The 20,223-nt window shown below is 60.1% G+C and carries 19 protein-coding genes, 3 pseudogenes and 1 other annotated feature; of the genes and pseudogenes, 6 read left to right on the forward strand and 16 right to left on the reverse strand.

Annotated features, from left to right (window positions below; all coding sequences use genetic code 11):
• Position 1: 1 nt before the first annotated feature.
• Positions 2-1,108, reverse strand: coding sequence for a GTPase-associated system all-helical protein GASH (locus IVB07_RS39545; protein WP_247405544.1), 1,107 nt, complete (start codon positions 1,106-1,108; stop codon positions 2-4).
• Positions 1,108-2,439 (reverse strand): metallophosphoesterase, encoded by a 1,332-nt coding sequence (locus IVB07_RS39550; protein ID WP_345946457.1) that lies wholly within the window; start codon positions 2,437-2,439, stop codon positions 1,108-1,110. The genes IVB07_RS39545 and IVB07_RS39550 overlap by 1 nt, the downstream gene beginning before the upstream one ends.
• Before the next feature lie 169 nt (positions 2,440-2,608).
• Here IVB07_RS39550 and IVB07_RS39555 point away from each other — a divergent pair.
• The 4 genes and pseudogenes from IVB07_RS39555 to IVB07_RS39570 all read left to right on the forward strand — a co-directional run bounded on the left by IVB07_RS39555 (position 2,609) and on the right by IVB07_RS39570 (position 6,457).
• Positions 2,609-3,009: pseudogene (locus tag IVB07_RS39555) on the forward strand (hypothetical protein).
• Between the two features lie 12 nt (positions 3,010-3,021).
• On the forward strand, positions 3,022-3,471 hold the full coding sequence (locus tag IVB07_RS39560; protein WP_247767868.1) for a hypothetical protein: 450 nt from the start codon (positions 3,022-3,024) through the stop codon (positions 3,469-3,471).
• A gap of 4 nt (positions 3,472-3,475) precedes the next feature.
• Entirely contained in the window at positions 3,476-4,225 is a 750-nt protein-coding gene (locus IVB07_RS39565; RefSeq protein WP_247297813.1) for an SOS response-associated peptidase, read from the forward strand.
• 75 nt (positions 4,226-4,300) lie between these two features.
• Positions 4,301-6,457: an exonuclease domain-containing protein gene (locus IVB07_RS39570; RefSeq protein WP_247767870.1), complete on the forward strand. Its 2,157-nt coding sequence runs from the start codon at positions 4,301-4,303 to the stop codon at positions 6,455-6,457.
• A gap of 211 nt (positions 6,458-6,668) precedes the next feature.
• Here IVB07_RS39570 and IVB07_RS39575 read toward each other — a convergent pair whose 3' ends face one another.
• Together IVB07_RS39575 and IVB07_RS39580 are read right to left on the reverse strand one after the other, a co-directional pair.
• Complete coding sequence (locus IVB07_RS39575; RefSeq protein ID WP_247405568.1) at positions 6,669-7,442, reverse strand: hypothetical protein; 774 nt, start codon at positions 7,440-7,442, stop codon at positions 6,669-6,671.
• Positions 7,443-7,626: 184 nt separating this feature from the next.
• Positions 7,627-7,800: a hypothetical protein gene (locus IVB07_RS39580; protein WP_247767871.1), complete on the reverse strand. Its 174-nt coding sequence runs from the start codon at positions 7,798-7,800 to the stop codon at positions 7,627-7,629.
• Positions 7,801-7,852: 52 nt separating this feature from the next.
• Between IVB07_RS39580 and IVB07_RS39585 the strand changes: the two are divergent.
• A pseudogene (locus IVB07_RS39585) lies at positions 7,853-9,010 on the forward strand (IS3 family transposase); the annotation flags it as partial.
• Positions 8,062-8,178, forward strand: a sequence feature (AL1L pseudoknot). (Overlaps the previous pseudogene by 117 nt.)
• Before the next feature lie 122 nt (positions 9,011-9,132).
• Here IVB07_RS39585 and IVB07_RS39590 read toward each other — a convergent pair.
• The 11 genes and pseudogenes from IVB07_RS39590 to IVB07_RS39640 all read right to left on the reverse strand — a co-directional run bounded on the left by IVB07_RS39590 (position 9,133) and on the right by IVB07_RS39640 (position 17,723).
• Entirely contained in the window at positions 9,133-10,344 is a 1,212-nt protein-coding gene (locus IVB07_RS39590) for a hypothetical protein (protein ID WP_247294362.1), read from the reverse strand.
• Positions 10,341-11,135, reverse strand: a complete 795-nt coding sequence (locus IVB07_RS39595; RefSeq protein WP_247294360.1) for a hypothetical protein — start codon at positions 11,133-11,135, stop codon at positions 10,341-10,343. The genes IVB07_RS39590 and IVB07_RS39595 overlap by 4 nt, the downstream gene beginning before the upstream one ends.
• Before the next feature lie 92 nt (positions 11,136-11,227).
• Positions 11,228-11,437, reverse strand: a complete 210-nt coding sequence (locus IVB07_RS39600) for a hypothetical protein (RefSeq protein ID WP_247294358.1) — start codon at positions 11,435-11,437, stop codon at positions 11,228-11,230.
• Positions 11,438-12,029: 592 nt separating this feature from the next.
• Positions 12,030-12,314, reverse strand: a complete 285-nt coding sequence (locus tag IVB07_RS39605; RefSeq protein ID WP_247294356.1) for a plasmid pRiA4b ORF-3 family protein — start codon at positions 12,312-12,314, stop codon at positions 12,030-12,032.
• Positions 12,315-12,384: 70 nt separating this feature from the next.
• Positions 12,385-13,083, reverse strand: a pseudogene (locus tag IVB07_RS39610) (transposase); the annotation flags it as partial.
• Positions 13,084-13,134: 51 nt separating this feature from the next.
• Positions 13,135-13,488 (reverse strand): IS66 family insertion sequence element accessory protein TnpB, encoded by a 354-nt coding sequence (gene tnpB, locus IVB07_RS39615; RefSeq protein ID WP_247357269.1) that lies wholly within the window; start codon positions 13,486-13,488, stop codon positions 13,135-13,137.
• Positions 13,482-13,901, reverse strand: coding sequence for a transposase (locus IVB07_RS39620; protein ID WP_247767872.1), 420 nt, complete (start codon positions 13,899-13,901; stop codon positions 13,482-13,484). Before IVB07_RS39620 ends, tnpB begins: the two co-directional genes overlap by 7 nt.
• Positions 13,902-14,140: 239 nt before the next feature.
• Positions 14,141-15,244, reverse strand: a complete 1,104-nt coding sequence (locus tag IVB07_RS39625) for a DUF3800 domain-containing protein (RefSeq protein ID WP_247767874.1) — start codon at positions 15,242-15,244, stop codon at positions 14,141-14,143.
• A gap of 185 nt (positions 15,245-15,429) precedes the next feature.
• Positions 15,430-16,443, reverse strand: coding sequence for a nucleotidyl transferase AbiEii/AbiGii toxin family protein (locus IVB07_RS39630; protein ID WP_247294350.1), 1,014 nt, complete (start codon positions 16,441-16,443; stop codon positions 15,430-15,432).
• Positions 16,436-17,029 (reverse strand): DUF6088 family protein, encoded by a 594-nt coding sequence (locus IVB07_RS39635; protein ID WP_247357273.1) that lies wholly within the window; start codon positions 17,027-17,029, stop codon positions 16,436-16,438. The genes IVB07_RS39630 and IVB07_RS39635 overlap by 8 nt, the downstream gene beginning before the upstream one ends.
• A 547-nt stretch (positions 17,030-17,576) precedes the next feature.
• Positions 17,577-17,723 (reverse strand): hypothetical protein, encoded by a 147-nt coding sequence (locus IVB07_RS39640; protein ID WP_247294346.1) that lies wholly within the window; start codon positions 17,721-17,723, stop codon positions 17,577-17,579.
• A gap of 130 nt (positions 17,724-17,853) precedes the next feature.
• On the opposite strand from IVB07_RS39640, the gene IVB07_RS39645 reads away from it, so the two are divergent.
• Positions 17,854-18,522 carry a hypothetical protein gene (locus IVB07_RS39645; RefSeq protein ID WP_247357274.1) on the forward strand — a complete coding sequence of 223 codons (669 nt, stop codon included), beginning with the start codon at positions 17,854-17,856 and terminating at the stop codon, positions 18,520-18,522.
• Between the two features lie 313 nt (positions 18,523-18,835).
• Here IVB07_RS39645 and IVB07_RS39650 read toward each other — a convergent pair whose 3' ends face one another.
• On the reverse strand, positions 18,836-20,137 hold the full coding sequence (locus IVB07_RS39650) for a DUF2235 domain-containing protein (protein WP_247294325.1): 1,302 nt from the start codon (positions 20,135-20,137) through the stop codon (positions 18,836-18,838).
• Positions 20,138-20,223 lie beyond the last annotated feature (86 nt).

Raw genomic sequence — 20,223 nt, forward strand, 5'->3', positions numbered from 1 at the left:
CCTAGCTCTCCAACCAGATGCCGAGACGTTCGCGATAGAACAGATTCCCAAGGTCGATGCCCGCGACGGCCAAGTCCGAATCGATGCCGGTGATGGCTGACCACGCGGCCGGCCACGACGTGTCGTCTCCGACTTCCAGCTTCCGCTGGATGGCGAAGTGAATAGGCTGCGTCACCGCGGACGGCTTCGCGCCATCGACCACGAGCGTGCGCAGAAAGCCGACGTCGCACGCGTTGATCGCCGTCGAGATCGCAGTCTTCTTGCATTCCTTGAGGCCGGCTCTCGAAAGAATCGGCTTGACCGACGACGGCCCGGGCGCCTTGCGCGTCGCGTCGGCGAGCTCGGCGGCGAAGATGATCGGCTGCGCATCGGCGGGGACGTCGACGAAGGGGCGATCGAGGGTCTTGCTGCGTGCGCCGAAGAGCCACCACAGCATCTGAAGCTCCTCGTCCTGAACAGCGACGAAATCATCGATGCCGGCGAGGGCCGCATTCGTCTTTCTGACGACGTCGGCCATCACGCTGTTCGTGTACTTCGTCAGATTGTCGATACCGGCCATCACGACCTCGATCGAAAATCCTTCCTTCGTCATCTTGTCGCGCGTGGCCTGGTCGAGGCCGGTCCCTCCTACGTCGGCAACCCGACCAATGGTCGGACGCGTGCGCCGCCCGTCGGCGATCCTCGCGATCGCGACTTCCGCGGCGGCGGCTAGATCGAACGGGAAGGTCGCCTTCCGGGAGCCCACGAAGAACGCACCCGACGTCTTCAACGACGCTTCGACAGCGATGTCGTCGTCTCCGTCGAGGATCGTTGCGAGCGCTGCGCCGCACAGGATCTCGAGTTCCCGGTCGTTGTCGGCCATGTCGAACAGGTCGTCCGCCGCCCTAAAATGTTCGCGCAGGACCGCCATCGCGGCGTCGCCGGGGCGCGATTTCGATTTGAGCAGTAGAGCCAGCATCGTTTCGATGCCAGCGGAGTCCGCCGCCTTTGCGAGCGACGCGACCCCCTTCCACCTGTTGTCCAGCCTGGCCCGATTTTCGCTGACGTCCACCGTGCGATACCAGCGCGGAAATTCCCCCCTCATCGGCGGAACGCTTTCCTCTGCCATCAGCGCCTCTCCCTCTTCGCGATTTCGCGATCCAGTTCTTCGAGCAGATTCTTCTGTCCCGCCCGGATCAACACCCTGCCGAACCGCTCGGACGGCGGGAGCCCGGCCTCCGCCGGATCGTTCAGCTTCAACGTGCGGGAAATCTCGCGGCGGTCGCTCATGTCCAACTGCCAGAAACGCAGCACAATGCTACGGGCGCGATCGTCTGACATGACTGCCTCCACGCCATCCGACGGCGGCTCGGCGACGGGCGACGCCGGCCCGACGACCGCGGCCGATGGCCTCGGATTTACGTTTCTCAATCTGACCTCGGCATGATGGATTTCGCAATCGTCGTCCTTAATCGCCTTGAATCCCTCGGGACTGGTCTGCCATTCGAGCAGATGGGCCGCGACCTCGAGCTGCGGCTGCCCGGTCTTATTCCGGCCCAGCGAGAGATCGATCATGTTGTATCCCGGTCTCCAATCCTTCGCCTGCCGTTCCGGATTCACCGCGCCGGCATAGAACGTGACGTACCTCGGGTCGCGCACGATGCGCTGGCGATGCTTGTGGCCGAAGAGATGGACCGTGCATCTGCTGGTCACGTCGTCGGCGACCCGATCACCATCGGTAAGCCAGTCCGGGGGGTGGTGGCACATAACCAGGTTGACGACATCGTCGACAGGATCGAGGGCGGTCTGCTGCGGCTCGACGTAGAGATCCCGTTCGACGTCATTCTGGCCTTCGGGAGTGCGCCAACCCGACAGGATGGTCGAGTTGAGACCGTGAATCCGCAGCGTGATCCCGTCCCGAAAGGGAAGATCTGCCTTCCAAGACAATCGTTCGGGGGCGAAGATATTGCCGGAAAAATTGAAGGCGAAGTCGTTGTAGGCGGCAATGGGCCTCAGAAGTGCCGGTCCCGTCTCGGCGTGCTGCAGCTGTCGTTCAATCTGCCATTCCTTGTCGTCGGCGCTCGCGGCGTTGACGATGGCACGCTGTGCGTTCTGAACCGACAGATCGGCGCGGATCACGTCACGATCCACGTCGTGGTTCCCGGGGATGACAAAGATGCGGTTCCGGGCGCACCCGCAAGCGTCGGCCAATTCATAGAGCCATTTTAGGGCCGCTACGTATTCCTGCGGTTTTCCGGCGAAAGCGATGTCGCCGCCGACGAGGATCGCATCGACGGATCCGAGCGACTTCACCCGGTCTCTCGCATCTTGGATTAAGCGCGTGCGGAAAGGCCGGTCTGGGTCGCGGTTCGTGTTGCAGATCGGATGACGAAAATGAATGTCCGATACGTGAAGTAAAAGCATTCCCGAAACAGCTCCCCATCGACGATTACCCAGCATTTACCTCAACTTATCCGGGAATCGCCGGTCTTCGGCCTGTGTGTTTTTTGAATTTCGCTTGGCTCTACAGCACCATAGATGGGCGAGAGCGCTGTTCCCGTCAACGAAGTCCTCTGAAAAACATCTTCTCGTACTCGACTCTTGTGTTCTTGATATGTTCTAATTCGGCATGACCGACCGCCCCGCCAGCTGGCGCATGCCCACCCGGAAGCAGATGGAAGCCATGGCCCGTGCCGTCGGCAGGAACGCCCCCCGGTGCGCGGGCTGGCTCCGGACGACGACCTACCGCCAGAATACTGGCAGTCGCTCCTGGCGGACGCCGGCGCCGGCGGGGGCCCGGCGCCCGCTGTGTCCGGACGCCAGCTCCGGCTGGACCGGATTTCCAAGCACCTTCTGCGGGTCGGTTGCCGGCGCTGCGGGAGGACCGTCGAGATCCAGAAGGCCGATGCGATCCGGCTCTACGGTCCGGAGGCGGTTTGGCGGGACGTTGGCCAGCGCTTGCTCGATAACACCTGCAGCCAGCGGACCGGGCGCCATGAGGAAGACGGCTGCTGGCCGTCGTACGACTGACGGCTGCTGTCCATGGCGCCAAAACACCACGGGACCCCGCTCTCCGGGGGCGACCGCAAGGCGCTCGTCAAGGAACTCGGCAAGGCCCGCGCGATGATGACGATTCTCGCCGCCCAGTCAGCTGAGGCGCGGACCAAGGGTGAAGCGCTTATCAAGCAAGCCGACCGGCTCCTGTCCGAGTCCTGGAACGAGCGCATGTGGGCTGATGGCGGCCCGATCGACCCGTCGCCGACAATCGACCAGGCCATCAACGGAGGCTATAGCTGGTTGCAGATCGAATGCTCGCGGTGCAAGGCCGCGCGCGACGTCGATCTGGCGGCGCTGACGCACCCTTCGACCACCTACGTGCATGATCTCGCCAGCCGCCTGCGGTGCCGGAAGTGCGCGAAGGCCGGTAAGCGCCCGCCTGCCGCCCTGCTGAAGCTGGCCCAGAGGGCTCGGCATCCGGATCCGGAGACCTGAAAACTTGTGCAACCTCTACAGCATCACCACCAACCAGGCCGCCATCAGCGCGCTGTTCCGCGTCGTCAACCGCTACGTCGGCAATCTCGCGCCGATGCCAGGCGTCTTTCCCGACTACACGGCGCCGATCGTCCGCAATGGCGCTGCTGGTCGGGAGCTCGCCACCGCCCGATGGGGTATGCCGTCGTCGTCGAAGGCGCTCATGGACGCTACGAAGAAGCGGGCCGAGAAACTGCAGGCCAAGGGCAAGACGGTTGACTTCAAGGAGCTGCTGCGGATGGAGCCGGACAGCGGCACCACAAACATCCGGAACGTGAAGTCGAAGCACTGGACGCGCTGGCTCGGCGTCGAGAATAGATGCGTGGTGCCGTTCAACTCGTTCAGCGAGTTCAACAAGGCCGAGGGCGGCGACATCTGGTTTGCACTCGACGAGACCCGCCCGCTGCTCTGCTTCGCCGGCATCTGGACCAACTGGACATCGGTCCGGAAGGTCAAGGAAGGCGAGACCACCAACGACCTCTACGCATTTCTCACAACCGAGCCGAACGCCGAGGTCGGAGCGATTCATCCGAAGGCGATGCCGGTGATCCTCACGACGGCCGACGAGGTCGAGACCTGGATGACCGCGCCTACCGAAGAGGCCTTGAAGCTGCAGCGCCCCCTTCCGGACGGTACGCTCCGGATCGTGGCACGGGGTGTGAAGGAAGACGCCGCGCCGGCGGCTGCCGAAGTCCGCGGCTCTGGTCACCCGTAGCTCGTCGAGCGGCTTGACTTTGAGGACGGTACTCGAACAAAAATAGAACAAACGATTCTTGCCCCGAAGGTCCGCTTGGCCAAATTGCCGCAACTGCCCGTCTACTATTATCTCGACCACTTCGCCGAAATGTTGGGGTTCGTGGAGCGGACGTATGCCCCCGTGCTTGGTCCGGAGCATCGTGCCTTCATGGCTCGGTTCGGGCGCCTATCGAGAGATGCGCGATGCCTCCTGGTCCGCATGATCAACAGGCGCGGTGCCATCTTCAACCGATCCCTGTTCAACTACCCCGAGATCGATGACGTCGAGCGGGCGGCCGCCGATCTGACCGCGGCCGGTCAGGCCCGCGCGCTCGGCGAGGCGGACTATGCGGCCTTCGTCTCGTCCTTGCCGAAGGACGTCCTCGTCACCGGAGCGCAGGCGGCCGGGCGAGGAGACGTCCGCAAATCCTGGTCGAAGCCGAAGTTCGTCGACTATTATCTACAGAGCATCCCCTTTTCGGTCGCAGCGCAGCACTTTGGCGCCCGTAATTTCATCGCGCTCGAGGGGACGCAGCCGATCGAGTTCCTGCTCTACCTCTACTTCGGCAAGACCGAGGTGAACCTAAAAAACTTCGCGCTGCGCGATTTGGGGATCCTACGCACCAACCGAGAGACCTCGTTCAGCGCGCGCTTCACCGATGCCGAGGAGGCGCTCGCCTCGTTCCACTACAGCCAGATCCTCGACAGCCTGGAGGCCGGATCGGAGCCTGTCCATAGACGGGCCGCCGTCGACGTGCTCACCGGCCCAGCCTACACGTCCCAGTACGCCGGCGATCTCCGCAGCCGCGCCGCGCATCGGACGGGACTTTTCTTCGAAAAAGCGGGCGAGAGCGATCTAGCCCGTCAGCTCTACCGCGCGGGGTCTTCGCCGGACTGCAACGAGCGTCTAGTCCGACTGCTCTACAATGCCGGCGACAAGACAGAGGCCGAAGCACTGCTTCAGCGGATGATCGATGATCCCGCCAGCGATGAGGAACACCTCTTCGCCACCGACTTCTACGCCCGCAAGTTCGGCGGACGGCGCGCAGGTCTCCACACCGAACTTTTGCGGTCCGGCCGCACGATCACCGTCGATGACACCCATCGCGGCAATCCCGAGGCGGGCGTCGCCGGCGTGCTGCGGCGCGATGGTACGAAGGTCTTCTTCACTGAGAACGTGCTGTGGCACACCCTGTTCGGCCTGCTCTTCTGGGACGAGCTGTTCGAGAGCACCCGCATGCCCAGCGGGTTCGATTGGCTGCCTCATTGCCTGAAGGACCGCAGCTTCCGCCGGCTCTTCGCCGCGATAATCGACGAGAAGCTGGCGGCCATCGCGTCCGGATACGCCCTACCGTTGATCCTCCGCACCGTCGCAGCGAGATGGGGGCGCCCGAACGGGATCTTCAGCTGGGATCACGTGCAAGTGGAGGCGCTGCGCGCCCTGCTCGAAGGATCCGATACGGCCGGCATCGCCAGCATCGTCCGCGGCATGTGCGACGATTTCCGCGGGATGCGAGACGGCTTCCCCGACCTCATGTTGGTCCAGGACGGCAAGGCGTCCTTCATGGAGGTCAAGGCGGAAGGCGATGTGATCCGCCGCAACCAACTGACCCGCCTCCGTCAGCTCGGCGACGTCGGCATTGTGGCCGAGATCGGTCGGGTCGACTACCGCTTCGACCCCGAGCAGGATTACGTCGTGCTCGACATCGAGACCACCGGCTCATGGTCGAACGGCGACCGCATCACCGAGATCGGCGCTGTGAAGATCCGCAACCACCGGGTCGTCGACGAGTGGCACTCTCTCCTCAACCCGCAGCGTTCCATTCCGGCAAAGATCGTCCAGCTGACCGGCATCACGAACGAAATGGTTCGGGACGCGCCTTTGTTCGCCGAAGTCGCGGATTTCTTCATGCAGTTCATGGCCGACGGCATCTTCGTCGCCCATAACGTCAGCTTCGACTACGGTTTCATCACCTACGAATTCGAGCGGATCGGGCGACGCTTCAGATTTCCGAAGCTCTGCACATGTGTCGGAATGCGGCGGCGCTTTCCGGGACACAAATCCTACGGACTAGGGAAGCTCTGCGAGATCTACGGCATATCGCTCGACAATCACCACCGCGCCCTATGCGACGCGCGGGCCTCCGCCCAGTTGTTGAATCTCATCAACCAGAAGCGGAGTGAGGAGAGATACATCGGCGAAGCCGCCTAGCGGTTCGAGCCAATGGGTGACTTGGAAACGGCTCCGGAAAATTCCGATAAGACGAAATTTGTCTTGCTCCGTCGGGCAAAACAGTGGTTCATAAGGCGCTGGTCCTAGCGACACGAAGGAGCCAGCCCGATGGCGAATGACGTGGACACCTCCTCGGAATTGTCCAAGATCGCGAAACTGAACGGTGACTTCCGAAGGAATTACGGCAATCTCATCGGTGCGATTTTGTACCTCCGCACCGTGAGCGCCGCCCGCCGAAGCCCTTGGCTTTGGGCTGGCCTGATCTCGATCGCTTTTTCGGCAGTGCTGAGCTGGTTGGGGCGGCATGGGTGGTTTTTGCCAGCATTGCCTTGACCGCGCCGAACAATGCCCCCTTTTCCTTGTAGACCGCGCCCCGATGTCGACGAAGGGACTCGGAGGAAAGCCAGACGTACCGGCCCGCCCTCAGCGGGGCAGGCAACAGCACATAGTCCTCGATCGCCCGATTCGCCGCATCCAGCCGCATCACGGCAAGCAGGCCAGATGAGATCTGCCTTCGGTAAGCCTTCCACTGCGCGGCGTGGTCCTCTCCGCGATGCGCCAGTCGTCGCGCCACGAGAAATGAGACCAGGCGCTCGCCGCCGATTTGGAGAGCTATGCCATCAGGAAAAAAGTCAGCCTGCAGGCCCAGCTCGGTTCTCAGCAACTCCGCGAGCTCGGCAGCATGCCTCGCCTGTTCGGCAGCCCAAAAATCCCGGGTCTCGATCCAGTCGCGGTTACGCGGCGACGTGTATCCGATCAGCGCGTAGGCCTTTCGCAACGACCCGAAGTGCTTCACGTACGAGGAGACATGATTGAGGCCCAGCGTTTCGTTGATGATGCGCGAATTGAGCTTACCGCGCCGACGGAGCGCGAGACGTAGGCGCACCAGCATCTCATCTTCCGGAATTTCTACGCGGCGCACGGCAAGCAGCTTCTGGGCGTGCACGAAGATGCCGGGGTCCACGATAGGCTCGATCGCCGCAGCGCCCCGGACCAGGTGTGATCCGGGTTTTTGACCAACTTCTGTCCCAAGCGCCGCGGCGTGCGATTGTAGACGGTCTTGCCGATGTAATTCTCGTTCGCGAGGATGGTCGGTATCATGCCGTCGGTCCAGGCCCGGCCGTTGTGATTGGCAATTCCCGCCTCGTTCAGTTGACGCCTGATGTCGCTGTAAGATTTCCGGCCGTTGACGAACTGATGGCCCGGATCACGGCTGCCTCCTCGGCGGAGCCGTGCTGCAGTCGAACGCGATCCGATTGCAGAGCCTTGAACTGGCCCTTCTCAAGGAAGCCCTTCGGATGCTCGCTTTCGTCGACCATCATGCGGCGGAGGCCGTAGCCAACGGGAGCGCCGACGCGATATCCCAGGCACGCCAGCGAGCATCCGTCCCGCTGGGCGGCGGTGACATCGATTGCTGCCAAGATCGGCTGCACACCGCAGACGCTGCATGACTGGGTCAAGAAGGCCGAGGTCGATAGCGGGCAGCGGGCCGGCGTTCCGACCGACACGGCCGAGAAGCTGAAGGCGCTCGAACGGGAGAACCGCGAGCTTAGGCAAGCCAACGAGATCCTGCGCAAGGCAAGCGCCTATTTTGCGATGGCGGAGCTCGACCGCCGGTCCAAGCCATGATCGCCTTCATCGACGATCATCGTGGGGCGCATGGGGTCGAGCCGATCTGCAAGGTGTTGCCGATCGCCCCCTCGACCTACCACGCCCATGTGGCCAAGCGGCGCGATCCCGCCAAGCTGTCGGCGCGCGCTAGGCAGGACGCCGCGCTGAAGATCGAGGTTCGGCGCGTCTTCGATCAAAACTTCTCCGTGTACGGCGTGCGCAAGGTCTGGCGCCAGCTCAAGCGCGAAGGCTTCGATGTCGCCCGTTGCACGGTGTCGCGACTGATGCGGGACATGGGTTTGCAAGGGGTTATCCGCGGCAAACCGGTCAAGACCACGATCAGCGACAAGGCCGCGCCATGCCCGCTGGATCACGTCAATCGCCAGTTCAAGGCACCAAGGCCGAACGTTCTCTGGCTCTCCGACTTCACATATGTCGCGACCTGGACGGGCTTTGTCTACGTCGCCTTTGTGATCGACGCCTATGCCCGCAGGATCGTGGGCTGGCGAGCCTCGCGCACGGCGCACGCAGGCTTCGTGCTCGATGCGCTGGAGCAGGCACTGCATGATCGACGGCCGGCCGATCGTGGCGGGCTCGTGCACCACAGCGACAGAGGCCGCCCAATACGTCTCCATTAAGTACACCGAGCGCTTGGCTGAAGCTGGTGTCGAGCCTTCTGTCGGCAGCGTCGGAGATTCCTATGACAACGCTCTCGCCGAAACCATCAACGGCCTTTACAAGGCCGAAGTGATCCATCGGCGCGGACCATGGCGCAGCTTCGAAGCCGTCGAGTTCGCGACGCTGGAATGGGTGGACTGGTTCAACAACCGAAGGCTCCTCGAGCCCATCGGCAACATACCGCCGGCCGAAGCCGAGCAACGCTACTACGCCATGCTGGAACAACCCGCCATGGCGGCATAACTTAAACCAAATGGCCTCCGGCAAACCCGGGGCGGTTCACCTCAACCGCGGTGGGGATAACATCACGAGAGATTTCGCGCGGATGGTCAGATTGCCAAGCCCAGAAGACCTTCATGTCTCGATCAGCTTTCCAAAAATGCCCGGTACCACCTGACCTGGCTCTCACTAACCTGAAAGCGTCCGTCCATCATTTGAGCCTTATCGCGGTCAGCACCAACGATTACGCGGCCCAACTCCTGAATGCGGTCGAACAGGTCAAGGACTTCGTTTGAGCGCTCTAGAATGCCTTCGCTGGAGATCGGTTCACCCTTGTATGTGTACTGGTTAGCAAGTTCATCCAGCAACCTTTTGTAGTCTGTGAGGATCGGCCGCATGTAGATCATCGCGACATCCTCGACTTCGGGAGGAACGTCTTTATCGCCGAACAGGAGCTTGGCGAGCTGCAGAGCTGGCGCCCACGTCCAGCTTTCGCTCCCCTGCACCAGCCGTTCCTTCATCAGATCGACAAAGTCGAGCTTGCCATACTGAAACGGCGCATGGGGCCACCCGTCCTGGATATAGAAGTCGTACATGCCGTGAGGAAACAGTGCTCGGACGGTCTGGTCGCTGGTGATCTTATTGATCTCGACCGGACGGGCCGCTGATAACTTGTTGCTCAGGTAAGCAAACATGATCTCGGCAATCTGGCGCACCGAATAAACGCCTTGGGATGCTTCGCCCAGAAGGGCCGAGATCATAGGCAGTTCGGTCTTGGTGGCGAACTTCTCCAACCATTCCGTTGAGGCGCGCCGCAACCGCACATCAATGGGGTGGGGAGGCTGCGTGAGCTTTCGGGCGTTTTCGAGGGCTACCCTGTAGCGGTGTATCCAATACTTCGTCCGGCTTGGCGGCTCCAGGAACACATCGCCATAGGCAACCTCCAACTCCCGCGCCAGCCACTCCTCCTGCTGGCGTTTGAACACTCCCGTCCGGGCATCGTGCAACATCCCCCCGAGGTCCTTCAGGACCGGGTGGGTTCGCGCCCGGGTGCCGAAGATTTCCTCTAACTTTGCTTTCTCGGCATCGCCTTCAACAATGTACGGGGCCTGGTCTACCCAAAAGATGATGGGCGCAGGATCTCCAATCCGGAAAAGCCGTTGCCGGTAGGTGTCCGGAATCAGCCCGGTCAACTCGTACCCGTCGGCGTTATCGAAGTGCAAGAAGGCACTGATGTTGAAGTCAGCATCCATCTCGGGAAGATACATCGAGTTCCCGGCCCAAAAGATCGGCACGCCGATTGAGTCGACCGGCGACAGTCGAATTGCAGCGGAGACTGCCAGGGCGTCAGGCGTCAAAGGTTGATCCCTGCCCGCTTGTAGACCTGCTCCACGCACTCATAAATCAGTCCGCAGTGTTGGCTGACATTCAGTGGCAGCAACCGATAGGTTTCGATTACGTTTGTCAGTTCCTTCAGGGCCTCAGTGACACCAGGCGTCCGCTGGAATTCTTCTGGGACGACGACGCCCAGCAAGTTCTCTTTCTTCAGCGGGATATCCGCTTCCACCTGAAGTTCGATCACCGCGGCGCGATCGTCACAATCCTTAGTCGACCCCTCCTTGTACAGCTTAGAAACCGCGAGCACCCTGGAATGGCTCATGTTGAGAAGATGCTCCTCCTTGAGCTTCTTCTGATCGTTCGCGTCCCGATCGACGTACCGGCGCGGTGTTTCGAAATACAGGGAGATAAGCCGGCCGATCTGGTCTTGATCGGTGCCGACGTTGAAGTCCTCCAGTTTGAAGGTCGTCAGGTAATCCGGCATCCTTCCCCGCTCGAAGGCGCCCGTATCGAAGGGATGTATCCGCTTCAAGGGTGGCGGATTGCTGAAGCGCATCACGAACACGGTCGGCAGCTGCCACGGTTCCGGGTTCAGCGCATCCTTGCCCTTATAGGCAGCACGACCGACGAACAGATAGCAGAGCTTTTCGCCCTGGAAGACGTTGCACTTCACCGCGAGAAGCTTCTCTTCATTCAAGATCGGAATCAGGTTGCTCGAAGCGGTGCTGTGTATCCACGGCGGACTCTTCGGTACAGCCAGGTTGCTGTTCTTCAAAAACTCGCGGAGCTTCACCTCTGTGGGCTTGACCATCGGATATCCATGGGGTGCAGCAAATCACCGGGACGCCAATCTATCAAAACCGGTTGCGGCAGGTAGGTTCTCACAACCGTAATCCCCACTACTCAACCGAAATGTCTGACGATGCCATTGGTAAGAAAAAGAAGCGTACAGAGGGAGACCAAGACGCCAGCCAGGACCGCGAGCAGCATGAGGACAAACCCCCGCTCCCGGCCAAAGGCTCGAACAACGGTCTCGGACTGAGATAGGATTCCGCCCATCCCTACGGCGATCCTCGCCAGGTTCGGTTCTCGCTTTTGCGTGGCTTTAGCCATGCCCGTCTCCGAAAGTGAGCCTCCGGGATGCTTCCCGGCTCGTACCGTACGACCATCCCCGAGGCGTCAACCGCCAACAACGCACCACGACTATCCCCATCGGGTTTGCAGTTTGGAAAAACCTCTTTGACGCTTCATCCAACACCAATGGTTATTTCATCAAACCGCAACGCACCAGTAACGAAGCGGCTCGGGAAGCGCCATTTTCAATAGTTCTTTCAATGTGTTATCCGCTCCGCAGGAACAGGCCTGCGGAGACTATCAAAAGCGCCGTCCAAAATTTGGAGAAGTCGTCCAGAACTACGGATTCGCCGGGTACGGATGACCAGCCTGGGCGTCAAACGCCCGGCCTGTGAATCGGGGCCGAACTGAACCACTTGAACTAACGCCAGCAATTCCTTTTGGCGAACAAAGGAATCTGCGTCGGGATGGGGTCACGATCGGCGCCGATGCTGACCCCATTTCCACTGGCTTTTCTTAATTCCTTCACAGCGTTACTGCCGATATCTGCAACAGCCTGACCCCTGCGCCGATTCACATCCCCATAGTCCTATCGTAAGCGTAGCTCCCCTTTTTGATTGGTGCTTGACGCCTATTTTGAGCGCGTGACGCGGCGCCGCGGCTTCCAAATTTCGGACAAAGCGTTGACGGCGGCCTCGAGGGCCTTGCTGTCGATGACGTTGGGATCGAAGTGTTCGGGCCCCCAGAGGCGCATGTGTTCGTGCTCCGGATGGGTGGGGTCGCTGATGGCGTCGAGGTATTCGGCAGAGGCTGGCGCACCGCCGACGTCCTCCGGAGGACAACGACCGGCGGCCTCGAGCAGGAGGAGAAGTCCCTCTATCGTCGTGTTGTCGAACCATTTTTCGAGTTTGATCACATGGATCCAGCTGTCGCCGAAGTCATAGAGATAATGGATCGCCTTGGCGCCTGTCTCTGAACGATATCGGAGAGGCGAGCAGAAGCTGGCGCAGACGATGCCACAAGGGCTTCAATTCCTGGGCGGCATAGCCGACCCAGAAGGCGAGCGTCGAACGGTCGATGGCGATACCGTGCGTCGCCAGCATCTGCGCCTGGCGGTAAAGCGGCAAATGCCAATGATACTTGGCGTCGATCACTTGCGCGACGAGCCGCTCGGTGGGCAGTCCTCCCCTGATCAGTCGCTCGGGAGCAGCGTGCTGGAGGACGACGCCATGACAGGCGCGGCAGGCCAGTTTGGGTCGGCGGGTCACAATCACCCGGTATTGCACCGGAACGACGTCGAGCCTCTGACTCTCATCGCGACCAATCTCAAAGAGATCGCCTTTGCAAGACGGGCAACAGGTTTCAGCCGGCATCAGGGTTTCGACGATGCGCGGCAAATGCTCCGGAAGCTGACCACGGTTGGCTCTGCGCTCGGTATTTCTCTTCTCGCAGGCTCTGGGATTGGAGCGATCCTCGGCTGCTTCGAGAGCCGCGACGGTCTCTTCGATGTCCTCCAGAACAAGCTGTAGCTGATCAGCGTCCAGCTTTTCCGACGATCGACCGAACTGCGCATCTTTCGCAAGCTTGAGCAACCGTTCGAGCCTGGCGCAGCGATCCAGCAGAGCCGCGGCAAAGGCACGCAACTCGGCTGGATCGCTCGGCAGCTCATCAGGCAAATCACTCATTGGTCCGAGTCTGCCATGCTTCGCGCCTTGATGCAGCGAAGATTTTATTCCCTACGCAAGTGCTTTCGGTTGCGGGATTTGAGGTGCGTGCATGCGCGTCCAATCCATGCCGGCCAGAAGCGCAGACAACTGCGCGGCAATCATCCGCATCATGCCGGCCACGGTGGGAGGCCATTTGAAGCCGCTGCTATCGAGCCGCTTCCAGTACATCACCAGGCCGGTACCATCCCAGACGACAATCTTCACGCGATCGGCGCGCTTCGCACGGAAGACCATCGCCACACCCTTCATCGGGTCTTGGCCAAGCGTCTCCTTCGCCAAGAGCGGCAAGCCATCCGCACCCTTTCTGAAGTCCACAGGTTGGGTCGCAACATAAATCGTGAGGCCCGTGGATGGCGTCAGCATGAACGTGTCCGTCGCAGAGCCGTGAACACGTCACTTAGTACCGCAAGGCTAGGCGTCCCGCGTACCTCTATCCGTGCCCCCTGGAACTCGACCATAACAACAGCTGCTTCCGCCGATATAGAGGGCTCCGCAGCCGCCGGTAGCGTCGATTCCGACACCAAAGGCACAAACGATAAGTTATCAGCCGAAGCCGGCAGCACCAACTGGCCCAAACGCGCTCGACGCCGCCAGTCATTCACCTGCTGGGGCCGGCAGCCATGGCGGCGGGCGACATCTGTGACAATCGTGCCCGGCTCGAAGCTTTCCGCGGCAATCCGTGCCTTCAGATCGTCTGGCCAGCGCTTTCGACCTGCGCCAGCATACACTTCGATACGCGGGGATGGTCGTCTTATGTCGTCCGAATGGTCGTCCATTGTGAGCACCCTTGCAGAAGATGCCCCTTCTAGCGGCGCTCACAAGACTGCGCACAAACAATCTGAAGGGCCTCAGCACCACGCTCACGTCCTATCTCCGGCGTAAACGAGTACGTCTTGTAGTGGACGGACGGCGCGCTGGTCGCACTGTCCATCATGTTGGTTGGTTCATTGGCTTTCCTGGCAGTCTCTTGCCTCATGCAACCGACGGCGCCCGGATATGAACTTTAGGACAGTCGTCAGCCAAGCAGGATTGCAGCGCGCTGCTGGTCCTCGAAGCTCAGGACTCGGTGAGCAAACGCCTTGTTCTCCGCGATCGATCCATCGAGCAATTGCTTGAGCAGACCGAGGTTTGTCTTCTGCTGGTTGCTCAGGTTCTCGCGTATGCTGCAGAGCTGATCCCGGTCGGTCACTTGAACCAGAGCAAAGAACTTGCCCAACAACCCGGCAATGACATCAGACGCCTGCACGCCCGGCTCCTCATGGGATACGACAAAACGGAAATTTTCGAGTCGCCGATCGCCGTCCATGAACACTTCCGCGCCGAGATACTCCTCGATCACCTTTTCCACATCCAGGATGTGGTGCGAATTCTTGAACAAGCAGATCCGCCCAACATAGAAAGGACCGAAACTCTCGACCAGCACGTGGGCCTGCTCGTCCTCAAGGTACGGGAGCGCATCCAGCTTCTCGGCGATCTGAAGAACGCCCTTGAGCATCATGTATTCGAAATGACCGAGCAGCGGCTCGCGCTCTTCTAGACGCCCGCGAAGCTCGGAAATAAAGTCGTTTCGGCGTTGGCTTCCGACATCAGGATAGGAATATCGCCGAAACAGATCAACCGTGTCCGCCAGGTTGAAGCGCAGAATCGTATAAAGCGCGTCCTTGAGCTGACCATGAAATGGAAGGAGTTGATGCTTCTCATACTCCGTCAAAATTGAATCGATAATATCGACGGTGGACCAGTAGAGCGGGTCCATCACGGAGTAATGAACAGCGAAGCCCTTCTCGATGACCCATCGCAGGAAAGACTCCAGCTTCTGAGCGGCCAACAGCTGCAAGAAGTCGCCCTTGGCTATGTGTTCAAGCTTAATATCCTTCGTGGTTTTTTGGATGCGACAACGCTGTCGCAAGTCATCGATATTCAACTCGCGCGGCGGCCCGCGATAGGCGATGCCGGCGATCACGAAGTATTTTGGCTCCCTCACATTGAGTCCATCCGCACGGGTGTGCAGGCGGCGAATATTGTTCGTCTCGTCGTAATACATCGTGTAGGTCGCGTCGGCTCCAGTCAGTTCATTCAGTGCAATGTCGAACTTGCGGAGCTCATTCACTTCTATCATGTTCGTACTTGCTTGGAGGCAAAATCGGGATTTAGATTTTGTAATGCTGGCCGGTGTTTACCGTCGCGCGACTGGGTGACCGCACTTTCCTGCGCGACAGCTAGCTGCACGCTCGTGCGTGACCTTACTTCCGACGCAAAACATGGCGGTATGGCTGGGCTGCATCCACCGATGCGCACGTTGGTTCAAATAACCTTGTTCGCCCATTTCTCGAGGTCCGCGCACCGACGCATCAGTTCATCAAATGTCTCGGGCTCGTCGAGCAAGAGTCCGTCCGCGATCATGTGCTTGTAATCTCGTTCCAAGACGACTCGCGATTGTCCCTCTGGGACGAGCTTTAAGGCGCCACCGACGGCCGAGTTGTATTCGATGACCGCCCCGGCAGAATCCTTTTCTGAGAAGAACCACGACTTGTGCTCCGCAACGGTTACAGCAAGTTTTCGGTCCTTCATTGCCGATTCCGCAATCCCTGCATCGTCCAATCTCACAAGGTCATACCAGTGGCGAGCGAAGCGTTCGCCTTTCAGTTTCCCTTGAACGCAAAAGACATGGATCGCAGTCGCCTTCTCCCAGAAGGTTCGCTCCGCTTTCATGGTCTTGGGCTTAGCGGTCGGGAATTCGAGAGTTTCAAGGTACTGGGCAGCGTCGCAAACGACGTCATGAAGTTCGCTCGGCTCCCCTGTCGATCGTGCGCCGAATTCGAGCATCACGGCGGGGCTCACATAGCCGCTACCAGTCTCCAAGGGATCGTACGTGACGAAAATCTTGTCGTCCTTGGCTTCAGCCTTGGCGCTCAGCTTGTCATGTTGCAAGCGCTTATTGATTACGGGCAACGCCTTTTCCTTGACCCAGACTGGGAGGCGTTCTCGTGCCTTGTCGCTCCACTTTTTGCTTTGACTGCGGCTCTGAGGGACCGGATTGTCCTCACTTGCGCTCACCAGGTCCGGAGCTATCGCGCGGATGTCGTAGGTGAGATCGACGTCTTCCGAGAAACGGCGGATTGCGCCGTAAGCCTTCGAAAGGGACGTTCCGCCCTTGAAGACCAGATGGTCGCCCATTGGCGAGGAAAAAAGCGCATTCAGGCACCAAACGACCCAAACATCCTTCTCGAGAAGATGTGCAGGTAGTCCTGAGTTTGAAGCAGCAACGCCGAGCGCCTCTCGGCGATCGGCATTCGATAGATTTAGAAATTTATCCAACGCGCAGTTCGCTTACCGGCTTGGCAAGCCAAGTCGGCAATGAAGGTGCGGCAGACCTCAGTTCGTTCGCTTCAATCGGAGTCAGTTTTTGACTGACCGATTGCAAGGCTTGTCTTGCAGTCTCTGGACCGACCCAGGCAAGCGCGCGCACGACCTCACCTGCTCGACGGTTGGCCAGGGTAAGCTGCCAACGCGGTGCATGCTTGAATTCCACAACTTGCTTGCCAAGATGGAGCTGGCGGGAAGGACCGGAGGTCAGAAAGACCTGCCGAACAGGTACCTGCGTCGTCAAACCGAGGTGGTTGGCCGCCGCAGCGCCGCTGGAAACGATAATTTCACCGCTGCGCGCCTTGGTCTCCTCAATGACTTTTTCGACCGACGGAGCTCTAGTCCCGAAGCGGCTTTCGACCGGACGTAGATATACCCCTCGCCTCGCGCGCAAGAGCTTTCCTCGCTCGGCAAGACGCGAAAGGGCCTGATCGACGGCAGCACGCTTTCCAAGTTGCAAAAGTGCCTTGGCAGCGATGGGCGCGCCTTCGGGCAGTTCTTTTGTGACTTCCAAAATCCGGGTGCTCAGGGTGGTCATGGCACTCACTCCACTGTCAGAAACATAGGAGAACTTCTGACACCCTACAAGTGTCGCCGTGAGAAAAGGTTTCCCTTGGAAAATCAATTACTTGTCAAAACATAGGGCGGATCCGGCCATTTCAAGAGTTCCACAATCAGGTTTTCAGGCCCAATCCCAGTCCTCACGAGCTGCACAAGCCGACGAGGTAAGCCGACCATTTCCACTCCTAATTCCCTCCGAGTAGACGAACACCTCCAGCTCGCGAGAAAACAAGCAAACTGATCGACGGGGCGGCGGCGAGATATTCGACGTCGCCCTTTCGCGAGCGCCCCCGCGAGAGATTGGGGCTCGCAGCCAAAGACGGCCTGGCACCATCCCTCCTGGCCATCCATCAAGCGCACAGTGGTAGCAGGCCTGTCCCGGCACCACACACTGTCGGGTCCGGCCGGTTGATCGCGATCTCAGCGCAGATGGCGGCGCTCCGCCGCGAAACCTCCGGGGTCCGCCTTTAAGGTCCCGAGCTTGCACCGGCACTGCAGGTGGGCAGCCAAGTCGCAGCGGGGCGTTAGCTGTCGGGCCCGGCAAGATCGGCTTGCTCCGCGGCCGTTGGCCCCGGCTTGCCGAGCCTCGCCGCGATGAATGCGTGGAAGGCGGCCATGGTGTACACCTCGTAGGGACGCCGCGTCGTCATGGTCAGCAGCCATCGGGCCAAGTTCCATCGGCACACTCTGCCAAGCGCCCGCGCGGGGCTACGGTAGAGAGACATTTAGCAAATTCCGGAAGATGGCTTTCATCGCTTTAACCTAAGCTTGCCGCCTTCCCTTCAGTTCGGCACCTTTCCCATGATGACAGTAGCAAGCTTCCTGTCCTTCTTCGGCATCATGATCGGGCTGGTCTCCGTTGCCTTTCCACTCCGCTTCCTGTACATCCGCGACCGCCGAATGGCGGCAATCGTGCTGACAGTCTCGGTGGTTACGTTCCTGCCGGTGACCGCCATCGATGGCGCAAAGGAACAGGCCTTGGCGCGTCAAGAGCACGCCATCGCCCCTACGTCGAAGTCGCCCGCCGAACTGGCTGAAGAGGTTTGCCAGGCGCCCGGCGCGATCCCGGATTGCGAGGCAGTCCTGACCAAGCAGATAGCCGAGGAAGGGGGACATCCGAAGAAGCCGGAGCCGGTGCCGGCCGCCGACTCGCGGAACGGCTCCTGCAACTCCGACTGGCGCCAGTGCTCCGATAACGCTGACCTTATGAACAATTTCAAGGACAGCAGCCGCAGTTCGTTGTCGTGCCAGTATGCGGCAAAGAAGCTCGCGAAGTACGGCGCCCCGTCGTTCCCCTTCTTTTCGTTCAGCAACTTCAACAGCGGCAACGACTTCGTGAGGACCGGACAGGCGACGTTGGTCGAGCCCGACGCGGAGTTCCAGAACGCATCCGGCACAATCGTGCACATCGTGGTTACCTGCAAATACGATCTGAATAGCCAGCGGGTAGTAGACGTGAGCCTCGATTGACCGCGCCTTGTTCAGGACAGGCGCTATCCAGGGCACCCCTTTTCGTCCAGCACGGCCCCGATGGGCCCCTTTCGCCGAGCAACCAGGGCCACAGCCGAAGACCGCGCGCGATATCGGCGCGCTCGCCAATGCCTATTGATTGTACGACCGGCCTCATCGCTCCCCTGGTCAGGGAGCACAATAGTTCAGGCAACAATAGGTCTATCAGCAACGTCGGTACATGCGACAAGACGCGGTGGCACAGTTAGGTTCGAGGGCTAGCATGTTCGCTTCTCTCCGCTTGACCGTCGGGACTCATCAAAATCCAGTGCGACTATTGGTCGGGCACGGCTGAATGAGGATCGTCGGCCCGCACGGACGTCTGCAGCTGCGCCGGGTCTACTTTCTTGCGTTGTGCCCATTCGACAAGATTGGTCGGACGATACCCGGGATCGGCGCGCCAGCGCCCAAACACGCTGCCGTCGATCGTCTCGTTTATGTTGATGTGCCTCCCGTCGTCGCGGACATCCGGCTCTTGGCCAATCGACCGGTAGAGCGGTCGCGTGAACCTGGCGTACATCCCGTAGCCGAAGAGCTTGTAGGAATCGGTGATCGGCGCCACCACCGAATTTCCCTCCAAGTCGACCTCTGATCGAAACGAAAGTCCCTGCGATTCTGCCTTTTTCATCATCCAGCGCAGTGGTGCCTGGGCGAGAAGGTCGGTCTCGTAGCCGCCACCTACGTTGGCGTGGGCGCCCACAAACCAGCGTTGCTCGACGCCGGAGAGCGGTCGCGGCTGCGCGATGATGGCCTTCGGATCTTTTGGATGGTGGACATCCCAGAGGGTGGGAACAAAGTCGTTCCGATGCTCATCGATAGCCAGCGCGTGATATCCGTTCAGGATGGGAAGACGCAGTCCGGTCTGAAGATAATCGAAAGACGAACGGCTGATGCCGGGGATATTCCCTGCCGCCAAGCCGACAGACCCGACGGTGTCCCAGACGCCAATCACCTTGATTTTCGTGGGTTGGGCATACTTGAGTAGCCATCTCTCCTGCTCGGTCAGCTTGGCGACGTCGCCAGCCGCTTCCTTATCCTTCAAAGTCCAAATACTTTCCTCGTCACCTTTCCTATAGCGCTCGAAGAGCTCGCTGACGCCTATGGGCGACCCAGCCTTGAGGATGCCGTCGATGGCGATCAATCCAGCCAAGGCTCTTGCGGTGTATGCGCCGCGGCTGAAGCCGAAAATGTAGATCTCGTCGCCGTCGTTGTAATTTTCTATGAGCCACTCGTAGGCGAGCCGGATGTTCTCATCGAGCCCTTGTCCGAACACCCCACCGAGAAAACCGTTCACTCCGACCGAGTAGTAGACGAGCTGCGGCTTTCCGTCTCTCCCTTTCGAGGCGCACAGGGCCCGCATCCGCCAGACATTCGTGTTGCTATCGACACTATTCCACGTCCCATCGAGAAAGACCGCCAGACGCTTCTGTTGCTGCTCAGCACCGGCGAAGTTCGGCTGGTTGCCGCTTTTCTCCGCAGGGTGGCCGATAATCACACCGATCGCGACGATTGCGACAATACCCAAGAGAAGGGCCACCCAGTGCGCGAGCCGTTCAAAAATTCGCCAAATCTTCATAAGCAGCTCCACGCTTGCTGATCAATTCTATGACCTTCTCCGCGACTCGATCGCGGGTCAGGGGATCTGATTGAACCCTGTAGGTA

Source organism: Bradyrhizobium sp. 172 (assembly GCF_023101065.1).
Taxonomy (GTDB): domain Bacteria; phylum Pseudomonadota; class Alphaproteobacteria; order Rhizobiales; family Xanthobacteraceae; genus Bradyrhizobium; species Bradyrhizobium canariense_D.